At 71.8% G+C, this 15,835-nt stretch carries 9 protein-coding genes and 1 pseudogene; all 10 read left to right on the top strand.

Annotated elements, in window-relative coordinates; translation table 11 throughout:
* The first annotated feature begins 136 nt into the window (after positions 1 to 136).
* The 10 genes and pseudogenes from glgX (at position 137) to J5X07_RS07675 (ending at position 15,714) form a co-directional block, all read left to right on the top strand.
* On the top strand, positions 137 to 2,464 hold the full coding sequence (gene glgX / locus J5X07_RS07635; RefSeq protein ID WP_208479256.1) for a glycogen debranching protein GlgX: 2,328 nt from the start codon (positions 137 to 139) through the stop codon (positions 2,462 to 2,464).
* A 100-nt stretch (positions 2,465 to 2,564) separates the two neighbouring features.
* Positions 2,565 to 4,283, top strand: a complete 1,719-nt coding sequence (locus J5X07_RS07640) for an alpha/beta hydrolase (RefSeq protein ID WP_208479259.1) — start codon at positions 2,565 to 2,567, stop codon at positions 4,281 to 4,283.
* Positions 4,284 to 4,465: 182 nt separating this feature from the next.
* Positions 4,466 to 5,581, top strand: coding sequence for a tryptophan--tRNA ligase (gene trpS, locus J5X07_RS07645; RefSeq protein WP_208479261.1), 1,116 nt, complete (start codon positions 4,466 to 4,468; stop codon positions 5,579 to 5,581).
* Positions 5,582 to 5,706: 125 nt separating this feature from the next.
* Positions 5,707 to 7,824: an alpha-1,4-glucan--maltose-1-phosphate maltosyltransferase gene (locus tag J5X07_RS07650; protein ID WP_424924103.1), complete on the top strand. Its 2,118-nt coding sequence runs from the start codon at positions 5,707 to 5,709 to the stop codon at positions 7,822 to 7,824.
* 122 nt (positions 7,825 to 7,946) lie between these two features.
* Positions 7,947 to 9,854, top strand: coding sequence for a maltose alpha-D-glucosyltransferase (gene treS, locus J5X07_RS07655; RefSeq protein WP_208479291.1), 1,908 nt, complete (start codon positions 7,947 to 7,949; stop codon positions 9,852 to 9,854).
* A 2-nt stretch (positions 9,855 to 9,856) separates the two neighbouring features.
* On the top strand, positions 9,857 to 11,404 hold the full coding sequence (locus J5X07_RS07660) for a phosphotransferase (RefSeq protein ID WP_124934453.1): 1,548 nt from the start codon (positions 9,857 to 9,859) through the stop codon (positions 11,402 to 11,404).
* A gap of 66 nt (positions 11,405 to 11,470) precedes the next feature.
* On the top strand, positions 11,471 to 13,708 hold the full coding sequence (gene glgB, locus J5X07_RS07665) for a 1,4-alpha-glucan branching protein GlgB (RefSeq protein WP_208479262.1): 2,238 nt from the start codon (positions 11,471 to 11,473) through the stop codon (positions 13,706 to 13,708).
* Positions 13,709 to 14,173: 465 nt separating this feature from the next.
* Positions 14,174 to 14,417, top strand: a pseudogene (locus J5X07_RS12980) (IS110 family transposase); the annotation flags it as partial.
* 112 nt (positions 14,418 to 14,529) lie between these two features.
* Positions 14,530 to 15,429 (top strand): carbohydrate kinase family protein, encoded by a 900-nt coding sequence (locus tag J5X07_RS07670; RefSeq protein WP_124934842.1) that lies wholly within the window; start codon positions 14,530 to 14,532, stop codon positions 15,427 to 15,429.
* A gap of 105 nt (positions 15,430 to 15,534) precedes the next feature.
* Positions 15,535 to 15,714: a hypothetical protein gene (locus J5X07_RS07675; protein ID WP_124934841.1), complete on the top strand. Its 180-nt coding sequence runs from the start codon at positions 15,535 to 15,537 to the stop codon at positions 15,712 to 15,714.
* Positions 15,715 to 15,835: the final 121 nt, after the last annotated feature.

Below are 15,835 nucleotides of genomic sequence, written 5' to 3' on the forward strand. Positions count from 1 at the left end.
CCGCACCGCGGCGGGCCCCGGCAGGCCGCGCGGGCGACGGCCCGCGCCCCTGGCAGGGCCCCGGAGGGCGAGACAGAGTGAGACCTCACTGTCTGAGCGGTTGGTATCCCTCGACCAAGCCCAGGACAATGGGCCTATGCCCACCACGCCCCATGCGCTGACTCCCGCCCCGCGCGCCGAGCACGACGCCTCAGCCCGCCACGCCTTCGGGGCAGTGCTCACCGGGGACGGCGCGGACTTCGTGGTGCACGCCGCCCACGCCTCGGCGGTGGACCTGTGCCTGCTCACCACCGACGCGCAGGGCCGGGTCGTCGAGGAGACCCGGATCGGCATGCACGGCCCCCGCCGGGGCACCTGGGGGGCGCATGTGCCCGGCGTTCGCGCCGGGCAGCGCTACGGCTACAGGGTCCACGGCCAGTGGGCGCCCCACGAGGGCCTGCTCCACAACCCGCGCAAGCTCCTGCTGGACCCCTACGCCCGCGCCCTGGACGGGCGGGTGGAGCTGGGCCCCGAGATCTACGCCCACGAGGTCACCGAGGGGCTCTCCCCCATCGGCGAGGACTGGCGGCCCTCCAGCCTCGACTCCGCCGGGAGCACCGCCCTGGGGGTGGTCACCGGGCAGGGCTTCGCCGTCGTCCCCGGCCCCCGCATCCCCCGCGAGCGCACCATCGTCTACGAGGCCCACGTCAAGGGCCTGACCCACGACCTTCCCGGCGTCCCCGAGCACCTGCGCGGCACCTATGCGGGCCTGGCCCACTCCGCCACCGTGGAGCACCTCAAGAAGCTGGGCGTGACGACCATCGAGCTGCTGCCCATCCACGCGGCCTTCACCGAGCCCTTCCTGACCAGGAAGGGCCTGACGAACTACTGGGGCTACTCCACCCTCAGCTACTTCGCGCCCGAGCCCTCCTACGCCACGGCCGCCTCCCAGGCGGCCGGCCCCCAGGCGGTGCTCGACGAGGTGCGCGGCATGGTCTCGATCCTGCACGAGGCGGGCCTGGAGGTCATTCTCGACGTCGTCTACAACCACACCTGCGAGGGCGGCATGGACGGGCCGAGCCTGAGCCTGCGGGGACTGGACAACCTGGACTACTACCTGCACGGCCCCCACCGGCCCGCCCAGTACGTGGATGTCACCGGCACGGGGAACACGGTGGACTTCCGCTCCTCCCGGGCCGTCCAGCTGGCCCTGGACTCGCTGCGGTACTGGGCCGGCGAGGTGGGCGTGGACGGCTTCCGCTTCGACCTGGCCGTGACCCTGGGGCGCCACGCCTCGGAGTTCTCCTCGCGCCACCCGCTGCTGGTGGCCATGGCCTGCGATCCGATCCTCAGCGGGGTCAAGCTCATCACCGAGCCCTGGGATGTGGGGCCGGGGGGCTGGCGCACCGGCCAGTTCCCCGAGCCCTTCCAGGACTGGAACGACCACTTCCGGGACACGGTGCGCTCCTTCTGGCTGCATGACGCCTCGGAGATGTCCAAGGGCCGCCTGGGCTCGGACCTGCGGGATCTGGCCACCCGCCTGGCGGGCAGCGCGGACCTGTTCGGCTACGGGGAGTACCCCGGTGGGCGCGGGCCGCTGGGGTCGGTCAACTTCATCACCGCCCATGACGGCTTCTCCCTGCGCGACCTGGTTTCCTACGATCACAAGCACAACCTGGCCAACAAGGAGGACAACCGGGACGGCTCCAACAACAACCGCTCCTGGAACCACGGGCACGAGGGGCCGGTGGTCGAGGGGATGAACCAGGGGCCCATCGAGGTGCTGCGGCGCCGCTCCATGCGCAACATGATGGGCACGCTGCTGCTGAGCGCCGGCACTCCCATGCTCACGGGCGGCGATGAGTTGGGCCGCACCCAGCAGGGCAACAACAACTGCTACTGCCAGGACTCCCCGCTGTCCTGGGTGGACTGGGACCTGGAGACCTGGCAGCGGGACATGGTGGCCACCACCCGCTTCCTCATCCACATGCGCCACGCCCATCCGGTGGTCCGGCCCGACCGCTTCGCCACGGGCCAGGTCCTGGAGGGAGACACGATCCCCGATCTGTCCTGGTTCGGCGGGAACGGGGAGCAGATCGACGCCGTCTCCTGGCACGACCCGCACGTCCGGGTGGTCCAGATGCTGCGCTCGGGCCGCCCCTGGGATGATCAGGACCTCCTGGTCATCGTCAACGGCTCCCTGGACCAGGCCGAGGTGGTCCTGCCCGACGCGCACGGCACGGACTGGCACCTGGCCTGGGACTCCTCCTGGTCGACTCCCCAGCCCCACACCTCCCCCTTCTCCCTGGCGCGCCGGGTCAGCCGCCCCTCCCCCGAGCCGGGCACGCCGGCCGCGCCCGTGGGCACCACCAACTGCCGCCAGGACCGCCCCGGGGATGTCACCTCCCTGGACGCGCTGTCCCTGCGGGTCTACTTCTCGGGCGAGCCGCTGGAGTCCCTGGCCCCCTCCGGGCCCATGGCCTGAGCCCCTCCGCCCGCCCGGTCCGCCCGGGCCTCCCCGGCGAGCCGGCACTGCCTCGGTAGCATGTCGGGGCCCGTCGTCACGACCTCATGAGCCGAGCACTATGCGACACACCTTGCAGCGAGCCTGGGATCATCTGAGCCCCGACCCCACCGGCATGGTCCTGGGGGCCCTGTTCTTCATCCTTGCCCTCACCCCCTCCCTGCTGCCGCGCGACATCCTCTTCCAGGGGGTCGCCTGCGGGCTGTGCGCCGCCAACGGGCACCTGCTGGGGGTGTGGCTGTCCTGGAACTGGCGCACCTGGACGCGTCCCCTGGCGGAGGCCCTGTGGGCCTCCAGCGGCCGGAGCCTGCCGGTGTGGGTTCCCCGGTGGCGCCGGCGCGTCGAGGTGGCCATCACCGCCGCCGTCATCCTGGGCCTCAACGGGATCCTGCTGCTGGCGGTGTCCTGGCAGCGGCAGGTCGCGGCCCTGACCGACTCCCAGGCCTACACCCCGGCCCAGTACCTGCTGGTCTTCCCGGTGGGCTTCGGCCTGTGGCTGGCCCTGGTGGCGGTGGGGCGGGCGGTCCTGCGGCTGGAGGCCAGGCTGCGCTCCTGGCTGCCGGGGCGCCTGCCCGCGCCGGCTCGCTCGATCTTCTCCTGGGCCCTGGTCCTGGTGCTCGTCTTCGCCGTGGTCAACCACGCGATCCCCGGCGCCATCGGGCGGGGCGCGGAGGCCGCCTTCTCGGTGCGCAACGACGCCGAGCCCCCGTCGGTGGTGCGGCCCACGGGCCCCGAGCGCTCGGGCTCGCCGGACTCGGCGGTGCCCTGGGAGACCCTGGGCGCCTACGGCAAGCGCTTCGTGGGGCGGGGGCTCAGCGCCCAGGGGCTCCAGGAGGTCACCGCGCGCCCCGCCACCGAGCCGATCCGGGTCTATGCGGGCCTCAAGAGCGCGAGCAGCGATGAGGAGGTGGCCGCCCTGGTGGTCGAGGAGCTCGAGCGCACCGGCGCCGCCCAGCGCTCGGCGGTGATGATCGCCCCCACCACGGGCACCGGCTGGGTGGACCCGGTGGCGGCGATGTCCCTGGAGCTGCTCTACGACGGCGATACGGCCATCGCCGCGGCGCAGTACTCCTACCTTCCCTCCTTCGTCCAGTTCATCGCCGACACCGACCGGCCGCGCAGCGGGGGCCGGGCGCTGGTGGACGCCGTCGTCCAATGGTGGCGGGCCCTGCCCGCCGACGACCGGCCCCGGCTGCTGCTCTACGGGGAGTCCCTGGGGGTGCTGGCCGGGGAGGCGGCCTTCAAGGACCTGGCCGATGTGCTCAACAGCGTCGACGGCGTGCTGTGGGTGGGTCCGCCCAACTCCTCGCGCCTATGGCGCGACTTCGTCACCCGCCGGGACCCGGGCACCCGGGAGGCGGCCCCGGTGTACTCCGCGGGCATGACGGTGCGCTTCGCCCAGGACAGCCGGCAGGTCGAGTCCTTCCTGGGCGATGAGGACTGGGGGGATCAGCGCATCCTCTACATCCAGCACGCCAGCGACCCGGTGGTGTGGTGGTCGCCCGACCTGGTGGGCCAACGGCCGGACTGGCTGTGGGAGGAGCCGGGGGCCGACCGTTCCCCCGCCATGCACTGGATGCCCTACATCACCTTCCTCCAGGTCTCCGCCGACCTGCCGCGGGCGATGAACGTCCCGCCCGGGCACGGCCACCGCTACGGCACCGAGATCCTCGACGGCCTGGCACTGGTGGCCAATGAGCCCGCCTTCACCCCCGAGCGCGTGGCCCGGGCCCGCCAGGAGCTCCTGACCGCCATGGGCACCCAGCCCGCCGACGACTGAGGCGCCCCGACCGCGGATCGAGGGGGCGGGCGCGGGATGCGGGGGCGGGGCGCAGAGGGCGGGTGCGGGGTCGTCGCACGGCGCGCCCCGCACCCGCATCCTGGATTCCGCGCACCTGTGCGCCGCGGGGCGAGGCCGCGCCAGGCGGTGGGGCTCGAGCGGCGCGCGGCTAGGATGTGCCCATGACTCAGACCCCGACCTCGGCCGAGGAGGCCCTGGCCACCGCCACCAACGAGGCCTCCCTGGCCCGCTCCATCGCCCGCTCGGCGCAGATCGAGGCCGATATCGCCGTCAACCCCGGGCGCTACCGGATGCTCACCGGGGTGCGCCCCACCGGGCACATGCACCTGGGCCACTACTTCGGCACGATGCACTCCTGGCAGCCCATCCAGGACGCGGGCGTGGAGACCTGGATCCTGGTGGCCGACTACCAGGTCATCACCGACCGCGACTCCGTGGGCCCCATCCGCGAGCGCGTCATGTCCCTGGTGGCCGACACCCTGGCGGTGGGCGTGGACCCCCGGCGCTCGACGATCTTCGCGCACTCGGGGGTGGCGGCCGCCAACCAGCTCATGCTGCCCTTCCTGTCCCTGGTCACCGAGTCCGAGCTGCACCGCAACCCCACGGTCAAGGCCGAGCTGGAGGCCGCCGACGGGCGCGCCATGACCGGCCTCATGCTCACCTACCCGGTCCACCAGGCCGCCGATATCCTCTTCTGCCAGGCCAATCTGGTCCCGGTGGGCAAGGACCAGCTCCCCCACCTGGAGCAGGCCCGGCTCATCGCCCAGCGCTTCGACAAGCGCTACGGCCGGGCGGTCGAGGACCACCCGGTCTTCCGCCGCCCCGAGGCCCTGCTCAGCGAGGCGCCCCTGCTGCTGGGCCTGGATGGGGAGAAGATGAGCAAGTCGCGGCGCAACACCATCGAGCTGCGCATGAGCGCCGATGAGACCGCCAAGCTGCTGAAGAAGGCCAAGACCGACTCCGAGCGGGTCATCACCTACGACCCCGCCGCCCGCCCCGAGGTCTCCAACCTGCTCATGCTGGCCTCCCTGTGCGGGGCCGGGGCCCCGCAGCAGATCGCCGATTCCATCGGCGACGGCGGGGCGGGGGCGCTCAAGGCGCTGGTCACCGAGGCGGTCAACGAGTTCTTCGCCCCCATCCGGGCCCATCGCGCCGAGCTGGTGGCCGACGAGGGCCACCTGTCCCAGGTGCTGGCCCAGGGCACGCAGCGGGCCCGCGAGGTCGCGCAGGCCACGCTCGACGACGTGCGCACCGCCATGGGCATGGACTACGCCTGAGCGCGGCCCCGGCGTGGGCCCGGGCCGGGCGGGCTCGACCTGCGACCGCCCCGGGCCCGCGCCGGACCGACACCCGACTGGCGGCATCGGTCCCCGGATGCCCCGGGGCCGGGTAGGCTGTCCCTGTGACCCCGAACACCACGCGCCAGGCCGCGACGACGCCGTCCCCCGACCAGCACGAGACCCGGGCTGCCGCCCCCCAGGCCTTCCCGGTGGGAGCCGTGCCCCGACCAGCATCCTTCGCCCCCGTGGGCCGCATCCCCGTCACCGAGCTCTTCCCCGTCATCGAGGACGGGCGTTGGCCCGCCAAGGCGGTGGTCGGCGAGGTCATCCCGGTGCGGGCCACCGTCTTCCGGGAGGGCCACGACCGCTTCGGCGCCACCGCCGTGCTCATCCGCCCCGACGGCACCGACGGCCCCAGCGCCCGCATGCGCGAGATCGCGGTGGGCCACGACCTCTACGAGGCCCGGCTCATCCCCGATGCGGTGGGCGATTGGTCCTTCCGCGTCGAGGGCTGGTCCGACCCCTATGCCACCTGGTCCCATGACGCGGGCATCAAGGTGCCCGCAGGCGTCGATGTCGAGCTCATGCTGGAGGAGGGCGCGCGGGTCCTGGAGCGGGCGGCCGCCGTCCCGGGCCGCGACGAGGAGGGCGCGGCCGTCCTGCTCGAGGCGGCCGGCGCCCTGCGCGACGCCTCCCAGGGCCCGGAGTCCCGCCTGGCCGCGGGCACCTCCCCCCGGGTCGTCGCCGCCCTGGAGCGCCTGCCGCTGCGCGACCACGTCTCCCCCTCGGCCGCCTACCCGCTCCAGGTGGACCGCCCCCGCGCCCTGGCCGGCTCCTGGTACGAGATTTTCCCCCGCTCCCTGGGCTCGGGGGCCGATGAGCACGGCAACTGGCACTCGGGCACGCTGCGCTCGGCCGCCGAGCGCCTCGACCGCATCGCGGCCATGGGCTTCGACGTCCTCTACCTCACCCCGATCTCGCCGATCGGGCTGACCAACCGCAAGGGCCGCAACAACACCCTGACCGCGCGCCCCGGCGACCCCGGCTCCCCCTACGGGATCGGCTCGGCCGACGGCGGCCACGACGCCATCCACCCCGACCTGGGCGACTTCGAGGACTTCGACGCACTGGTGGAGCGCGCCGGGGAGCTGGGCATGGAGGTGGCCCTCGACCTGGCCCTCCAGTGCTCCCCCGACCACCCGTGGGTGGCCGAGCACCCCGAGTGGTTCACGGTGCTGTCCGACGGCTCCATCGCCTATGCGGAGAATCCGCCCAAGAAGTACCAGGACATCTACCCCCTGAACTTCGACAACGACCCCGAGGGCATCTACGCCGCCGTCCTGGAGGTGGTGCGCACCTGGATCCGCCACGGGGTGACGATCTTCCGCGTGGACAACCCCCACACCAAGCCCCTGCCCTTCTGGCAGCGCCTCATCGCCCAGATCCACGCCGAGTCCCCCGAGGTGCTCTTCCTGGCCGAGGCCTTCACGCGCCCGGCGATGATGCGCACCCTGGGCAAGATCGGCTTCCACCAGTCCTACACCTACTTCGCCTGGCGCAACACCAAGGCCGAGCTCATCGAGTACATGGAGGAGCTGAGCCGGGGCACCGCCCACGTACTGCGCCCGGCCTTCTGGCCCACCACCCATGACATCCTCACCCCCTTCATGACCAATGGGAAGGTCCCGGCCTTCAAGCTGAGGGCGGTGCTGGCCGCCACCCTGTCGCCCACCTGGGGCATCTACTCGGGCTACGAGCTGGCCGAGTCCACCCCCCGGCCCGGCTACGAGGAGCAGATCGACAACGAGAAGTACGAGTACAAGCCCCGCGACTTCGCCTCGGCCCGGGCCAATGGCATCGAGGACCTGCTCACCCGCCTGAACTCCGCGCGCGCCGCCCACCCCGCCCTCACCCAGCTGCGCAACATCACCTTCCACGCCACCAGCGATGACAACCTCATCGCCTACTCCAAGCGCCTGGAGGCCGCCCACAGCCCCACCGGCCGCGAGGACGTGGTGCTCACGGTGGTCAACCTCGACCCCCATGGGGCGCACGCGGGGGAGGTCTACCTGGACCTGGGGGCCCTGGGCCTGCCCGCGGGCACCGACGGGTCCCACCCGGTGGTGCGGGTCACCGATGAGCTGACCGGCGCCTCCTACGACTGGTCGGGGCAGAACTACGTGCGCCTCGACCCCTTCGCGGGCCAGGCCGCCCACGTCTTCTCGGTGGAGCCCCTGTGAGCGCGGCACCGGGCGCCGAGCCCCAGGCGGGCGCCGTCCCGCCCGCCGGCCAGGGGCTGCCCGCCGTCTCCGGGTCGGTGCCCGTGGTGCGCCAGGCCGCGGCGGGAGGATCGCCCGCGCCGATGACCCTGACCCCGGTCATCCCCGGGATCCCGGCCCTTCCCGCCCAGGACCGCCCCGGGCTGAGCGCCGACTCCGAGTGGTTCCGCACCGCGGTGTTCTACGAGGCGCTGCTGCGCTCCTTCGCCGACTCCGATGGGGACGGCACCGGGGACCTGCCCGGCCTCATCTCCCGCCTGGACTACCTGGCCTGGCTGGGGGTGGACTGCGTGTGGATCCCGCCCTTCTACCCCTCGCCCATGCGCGACGGCGGCTACGACATCTCCGACTACACCTCCATCGACCCGCGCTACGGGACCATGGAGGACTTCCGCGAGCTGGTCCACCAGGCCCACCAGCGGGGCATCCGCATCGTCATCGACCTGGTCCTCAACCACACCTCGGACGCCCACCCCTGGTTCCAGGCCTCGCGCTCCGACCCCGAGGGCCCCTACGGGGACTTCTACGTGTGGCGCGACGACGACTCGGGCTACCCGGACACGCGCATCATCTTCGTGGACTCCGAGGAGTCCAACTGGGCCTACGACGTCGAGCGCGGCCAGTTCTACTGGCACCGCTTCTTCTCCCACCAGCCCGATCTCAACTTCGACAACCCGGCGGTCATCGAGGCCGTCCATGACGTCATCCGCTTCTGGGCGCGCACCGGTGTGGACGGCTTCCGCCTGGACGCCATCCCCTACCTCATCGAGGCCGAGGGCACCAACTGCGAGAACCTGCCGGGCACGCACGCCATCATCGCCGGGATCCGCGAGCTGCTGGACCGGGAGTTCCCCGGGGTCATCACCATCGCCGAGGCCAACCAGTGGCCCCAGGAGGTGGTGGAGTACTTCGGCACCGCGCAGGCCCCGGAGTGCACGATGTGCTTCCACTTCCCGGTCATGCCGCGCATCTACTACGCGCTGCGCGAGGGCTCGGCCTCCGCGATCCGCTGGGTGCTGGAGAGGACCCCGCAGATCCCGGCGCACGGCCAGTGGGGCACCTTCCTGCGCAACCACGACGAGCTGACCCTGGAGATGGTCACCGATTCGGAGCGCGAGCAGATGTACGCCTGGTACGCGCCGGAGGATCGGATGCGCGCCAATGTCGGGATCCGGCGGCGGCTGGCCCCCCTGCTGGATGCCTCCCGCGCGGAGATCGAGCTGGCCCACACCCTGCTGATGTCCCTTCCCGGCAGCCCCTGCCTGTACTACGGCGATGAGATCGGCATGGGGGAGAACATCTGGCTGGAGGACCGCGACGCCGTGCGCACCCCCATGCAGTGGGACGACTCGCCCAACATGGGCTTCTCCACGGTGGTGGACCCCGGGGCCCTGACGGTCCCGCTCATCCAGGCCCCCGGCTACGCGCACCTGACAGTGGCCACCGAGATGGCCCGCCCGGACTCGATGCTGCACTTCACGCGCCGCCTGCTGCACCTGCGCCGGGCCCACCCGGTCCTGGGGCGCGGGCGCTTCACCCTGCGCGCGACCAGTGACGACGCCGTCCTGGCCCACACGCGCTGCGACGACCCCGAGCTGCCCGGCGCCGAGATGCTCCTGTGCGTGGCCAACCTGTCCACCGTGCCCCGGGCGGTGACGGTGGAGGTCCCCGAGCTGGCGGGGATGCCGACCACGGACGTCTTCGGGGGCACCGCCTTCCCCCGGATCGATGAGCAGGGGCGGATCACCCTGACCCTGGGGGCGCGCGGCTACTACTGGCTGGCCGTGGGACCCGCCCCCCAGGGGGGCCCGCAGACCGAGGGCGATGCCTCGGCGTCGGCCCGTATCAGCACGGCCGACGGCGGCCCGGACGAGGCCCCGGGCCATGACGGGCCGCAGCACGACGAGCGGGATCCAAGGGCTCAGGATCAGCCCGCCCCGCAGGAGCAGGGCGCTGCCCCGGGCCACGACGCGGCGCAGGGGGCGCCATGAGCATGACGACGCCGGCGGCCCCCGAGCCCCCTGAGACCGGGGCCCTGGCCTGGCCCCAGGACGCCGCCCTGCTGGAGGCCCTGGGGCCCTGGCTGCTCCAGCGGCGCTGGTTCCCCCTCAAGGGCGCCGCCGCCCCGGCCCCCGGATCCCTGAGCATCGTGGCCTCCTGGGAGCCCGCCGCCGGGGTCCGCAACCTGCTCATCGCGGCCCCCCGCGGCGATGAGGGCGGGCGGGAGCCGGTGATCATGCAGGTCCCCCTGGTCCTGGAGGAGGCCGGGGCGCTGGAGGGCTTCTCCACCCCCGGTCAGGCCCCCGGCAGCCACGGGCTGATCGCCCAGTCCCCGCGGGGCGCGGTCGCGCTGGTCGACGGCGCCCACCACCCGGCCTTCTGGCGCGCCTGGGCAGCCGGGGCCCTGGAGGACGGCACGGTCCTCGATGAGCAGGGGGCCCGGGCCATCGCCCAGCGGGCCGGCCGCCTGCGGGTGACCACCGGGGAGCAGTCCAACACCTCGGTGGTGCTCCCCGCCCCCGCCGGGCCCCAGGAGGCCGGCGGGCCCCAGGACGCCGCCACCGGCGATCTCATCGTCAAGCTCCTGCGGGTCCTGGCCCATGGGCGCAACCCGGATGTGGAGGTCTCGGTGGCCCTGGCCCGCGACGGCTGGGACCGGGTGCGCCGTCCCGTGGCCTGGTCGGCCCTGTCCTGGACCCGGCCCGACGGCTCCCGGGCCACCACCGACTCGGCCGTGGCCTGCGCCTTCATCCCTCGCGCCGATGACGGCTTCGAGCTGTTCTGCGAGCTGGCCTCCCAGGACGACGGCGCGGGGCCGGTGCGGCGCCGGGCCCAGGAGCTGGCCGAGGAGCTGGGGCGCACCACCGCACACATGCACGCGCACCTGGCCGCGGCCCTGGGAGCCGACCGGGCCCAGAGCCCCGCCGAGCTGGCCGCGGCCCTGCGCGAGCGGGCCGAGTGGGCCACCGCCGAGGTCCCCGAGCTGGCCGAGCGCCTGCCCGGCCTCGGCGACCGCATCCAGGCCGCTCTGGCGGCCCTGGGGACCCTGGAGGCCCTGGAGCCGGCCACCCGGGTGCACGGCGACTACCACCTGGGCCAGGTCCTGCACGAGGTCGAGGGCGCCCAGCGCTGGTACGTCCTGGACTTCGAGGGAGAGCCGCTGCGGCCCCTGGCCCAGCGCAGCCGGCCCGACCAGCCCCTGCGGGACGTGGCCGGGATGCTGCGCTCCTTCGACTACGCCGCGGCCGTGGGCCGGGCCGCCCGCCCCGACTGGCTGGCCGCGGTGCGCGGGTCCTTCACCCGGGGATACGAGGCCGAGCGCCCCGCGCGCGGGGCGGAGGAGCGCCGGGCGCGCACCGTGCTCCTGACCTGCCTGGAGCTGGACAAGGCCCTGTACGAGGCCGTCTACGAGGCCCGCAACCGCCCCGACTGGCTGGGCATCCCCGTGGCGGGCATCAGCGCGCTGACCGCCGAGCCCCCCGGGGCGCGGCTGGGCGCCCCGGTATCATGGGAGGCGCCCAGCGACCGCGATGCACCCTGAGCAGGGACTCCTTCGACCGCCGTCCAAACCCCCACCCTGACCGCCCTCGCATGGAAGAGTTGCCGCATGACAGACTCCAAGGCCCCCGAGCCCGCCGACACCCCCCAGGCCCCGCAGGCCCCCGCCCCCGTCCCGGTCGACACCTGGCAGTTGGCCGACATCGCCAGCGCCCGCCATCACAACCCCCACGAGGTCCTGGGAGCCCATGTGGGAGAGAGCGGCGTGACCGTGCGCACCGTGCGCCACCTGGCCGACGCCGTCGTCATCGTCACCACCGAGGGCTCCTACCCCGCCACCCACGAGCAGGACGGGGTGTGGGTGGCCCTCCTGCCCGGCCAGGAGATCCCCGACTACCGCATCGAGGTCACCTACGGCCAGGAGACCACCACCGTCGACGACCCCTACCGCTTCATGCCCACCCTGGGGGAGATGGACACCTACCTCATCTCCGAGGGCCGCCACGAGGAGCTGTGGGAGGTCCTGGGCGCCCACGTCAAGCACTACTCGGGGCCCATGGGCGAGGTCGAGGGCACCGCCTTCGCCGTCTGGGCGCCCAATGCGCGGGCCGTGCGCGTGGTCGGTGACTTCAACTACTGGGACGGCACCGCCACCGCCATGCGCTCCCTGGGCGCCTCCGGGGTCTGGGAGCTGTTCATCCCCGGCGTGGGCGTGGGGGCCCGATACAAGTTCGAGATCTGCTTCGCCGACGGCTCCTGGCACCAGAAGGCCGACCCCATGGCGCGGGCCTCCGAGGTCCCCCCGGCCACCGCCTCGGTGGTCACCGACGCCGTCCACCAGTGGCAGGACGCCGACTGGATGGAGCGGCGCGCCGCCACCAACCCCCACAACGGGCCCATGAGCATCTACGAGGTGCACATCGGCTCGTGGCGCCAGGGCCTGGGCTACCGCGGCCTGGCCGAGGAGCTCGTGCCCTACGTCAAGGAGGCCGGCTTCACCCACGTGGAGTTCATGCCCGTGGCCGAGCACCCCTTCGGGGGCTCCTGGGGCTACCAGGTCACCGGCTACTACGCGCCCACGGCGCGCTTCGGCACCCCGGACGACTTCCGCTACCTGGTGGACCAGCTCCACCAGGCCGGCATCGGCGTCATCCTGGACTGGGTGCCCGCCCACTTCCCGAAGGACGAGTGGGCCCTGGCCCGCTTCGACGGCACTCCCCTGTACGAGGACCCCGACCCCCAGCGCGGGGAGCACCCCGACTGGGGCACCTACGTGTTCAACTTCGGGCGCAACGAGGTGCGCAACTTCCTGGTGGCCAACGCCCTGTACTGGCTCCAGGAGTTCCACATCGACGGCCTGCGCGTGGACGCCGTGGCCTCCATGCTCTACCTGGACTACTCGCGCCAGGACGGCCAGTGGCGGCCCAACCAGTTCGGCGGGCGGGAGAACCTGGAGGCCATCAGCTTCCTGCAGGAGTCCACCGCCACCGCCTACCGCAAGTGCCCCGGCATCTTCATGGCCGCCGAGGAGTCCACCGCCTGGCCCGGGGTGACCGCGCCCACGGAGTACGGGGGCCTGGGCTTCGGCCTGAAGTGGAACATGGGGTGGATGAACGACACCCTGCGCTACCTGGCCGAGGACCCGGTCAACCGCCGCTACCACCACGGGGAGCTGACCTTCTCCCTGGTCTACGCCTTCTCCGAGCAGTTCATCCTGCCGCTGAGCCACGACGAGGTCGTCCACGGCAAGGGCTCGCTGCTGTCCAAGATGCCCGGCGACGCCTGGCAGGAGCTGGCGGGCCTGCGCGCCCTGTACGCCTACCAGTGGTCCCACCCGGGCAAGCAGCTGCTGTTCATGGGCCAGGAGTTCGGGCAGGGCGCGGAGTGGAACGCCGACCACTCCCTGGACTGGTGGATCCTGGACGACCCGGGCCACCAGGGCCTGCTCGCCCTGGTGGGCGACCTCAACCGCCTCTACAAGGACTCCCCCGCCCTGTGGGCCGAGGACTTCTCCCACCGGGGCTTCGAGTGGATCGAGGCCGGCGACGGCGACCACAACGTCCTGTCCTACCTGCGCAAGGGCAGTGATGCGGACAACCGCGAGGACCTCATGGTCTGCGTGGTCAACTTCGCCGGCACCCCCCACGAGGGCTACCGGGTGGGCCTGCCCTTCGCCGGCGGCTGGGACGAGGTGCTCAACACCGACTCCGAGCTCTACGGCGGCTCGGGGGTCGGCAACCTGGGCCACGTGGAGGCCGAGGAGCTGCCCTGGAACGGCCGCCCCGCCTCAGTGCGCCTGCGCATCCCCCCCATGGGCGCGGTCTTCCTGCGCCCCAGCAGGGACTGATGCTGCATTGACAGCCTCCTGCGGCTGAGGGCGCAGCGGCCCCGGGTTTGACGATGTCACCCGGGGCCGTGCGCTATCCGGCGCCCGCCCTGGCCAAGGCCTCCTTGACAGTGCCCTCGGCACGGTGCGACCCGGGGCTGTCCCTGCGCGCTCGGCGAACCTCACCCGGCTCCTCGGTGCTCAGCGCTGAGGGACCCGGGCTGCAGTACTGCCACGCGGTCGGGAAGGGCCCGTTACCTTGTTGGTAGTCCCAGGTGGTTCGGGCTGGGCCGGTTGCTGCGGGCATGCTGTTTTTCCCCTGTCGCCAATGATCCAGGGGGTGTTGTCACCCACGGCAGCAGGGCGCTGGTAACCACTGATAGGGGGAACGACCCACCGCGTGCGAGGTCTAACGCACACGTGGGTGCGGGACCGGTCGCCCACCGGCTGGCCAGCACCCGCTCAACCCAGAGGCAGCAGGAGAGATTGATATCGAGGGCCTCGCGGCCCTCATCGGCACCGGGCGTCGGCAGGACCGACCACTGGACCACGGCCCTGAGCCGGGACGGGCAGAAGGTCCTTGGCAAGGCCTGCCCAACGACAAGGACCGGCTGCGCGAGCCCTACCAGTGCTTACAGGCAAAAGGGGGCAGGTGCTGGTGGTGGTTGACCAGCCCGCCACTATCGGCGCCCTGGCCGTGGCCGTGGCCCAAGACATGGGCATCACCGTGCGGCGTCACTGTTCGCGACAGCATGTTTGCCAGAATGAGGTGGTCGTCGAGGATAGAGTTGGCATGACAAGCCCTGGTTGATCTGAACTCACGGAAGGAGAATAGACAGACAATGACTCAGACAGATGTTCTTGTGGTGGGCGGCGTGGGAGTCGATCACATCGTCCAAGTAAAATCCCTGCCCCTCCCTGTTGTCGATTCCATGATGGTCCCTCCGATCGTGACCGTCGTGGGTCACACGGGTAACGGAGTGGCCCTCGGTGTCCATGCGCTTGGCCGCGTCTCCGCCGTGGCGGACGTGATCGGCGATGACGCTGAAGGTCGGCTCATTCGGGACGTTTACTCAGCCGCTGGAATCTCGACGACATTCGTCACACACGCCAGCGGAACGCGACGCTCGGTGAATCTGGTGACCGAGAAGGGGCAGCGCATGTCTCTGTACGATCCGCGACATCCGTGCGATCTCATTCCCGATCCGTCGCTGTGGCGCGAGGGCATCGAGCAATCCCGCCACGTGCACATCTCTATCATGAACTGGGCGAGGTACGCCTTGCGGGATGCTGTGGCCGCAGGTCGATCGACGTCGACCGACCTGCACGACTGGGATGGTGTTGCCGAGTATCACAGAGATTTTGCCTATGGCGCCGACTACGTCTTCGTATCAGCTGCGGCACTGACGGACGAGTCCGGAGTGGTCGCAGACATCTTCACCCATGGGCGCGCCCAGTTCGTGGTGGTGATGGCCGGGAGCGAAGGGGCCCGTGCATGGCGACGGTCGAACGAGTCGCCACTGCGGATCAGTCCGATCTCCATCGCCGATCGTCCGGTCGTGGATAGCAACGGGGCTGGCGATAGTTTCGTGGCGGCCTTTCTGTGCCACTATCTGGAGCACGGCGATATCTCCAGGGCCGCCCACGCGGGTGCGGTAGGCGGAGCCTGGGCATGCGGGAGCCTTGGGACGCACACGAGCTTTGTCGACGCCGAGACACTGGAGCGACTTCTAGCCCGGTGAAGACATAGTGGTGTCGACACGACTGAAAGAAGCGGGTTATATATGCTGACCGAGCGCGCTGGGGTTGGTATATGCGGCGCATATGAGCACAAGGAGCATGACAGTATGATTGAGACCGAGGTCAATGCCTCCGATAGGACCTACGGCTACCGACGCATCACCGCCGGCTCGGGACGTCACGGCGTGAGTGCGGCCTGCGGCACGGTGCACTGCCTCATGTGTCAGGCCGACTTGATTGCCGCGCATCCGCGCCGAAAAGTGCAGGCCACTACCCGGAGGACCTAGGGGCTAGATCCGACCTCATGCGCAGGGACTACCGCCGCCAAGGCACTGGGAGTCGCCATGGGAGGGAGACGTCACCACATCCGCATCTGGGTGGGATTCGTCTGCCTGCCACCGTCCTGGA

The organism is Actinomyces bowdenii, assembly GCF_017592395.1.
GTDB classification, from domain to species: Bacteria; Actinomycetota; Actinomycetes; order Actinomycetales; family Actinomycetaceae; genus Actinomyces; species Actinomyces bowdenii.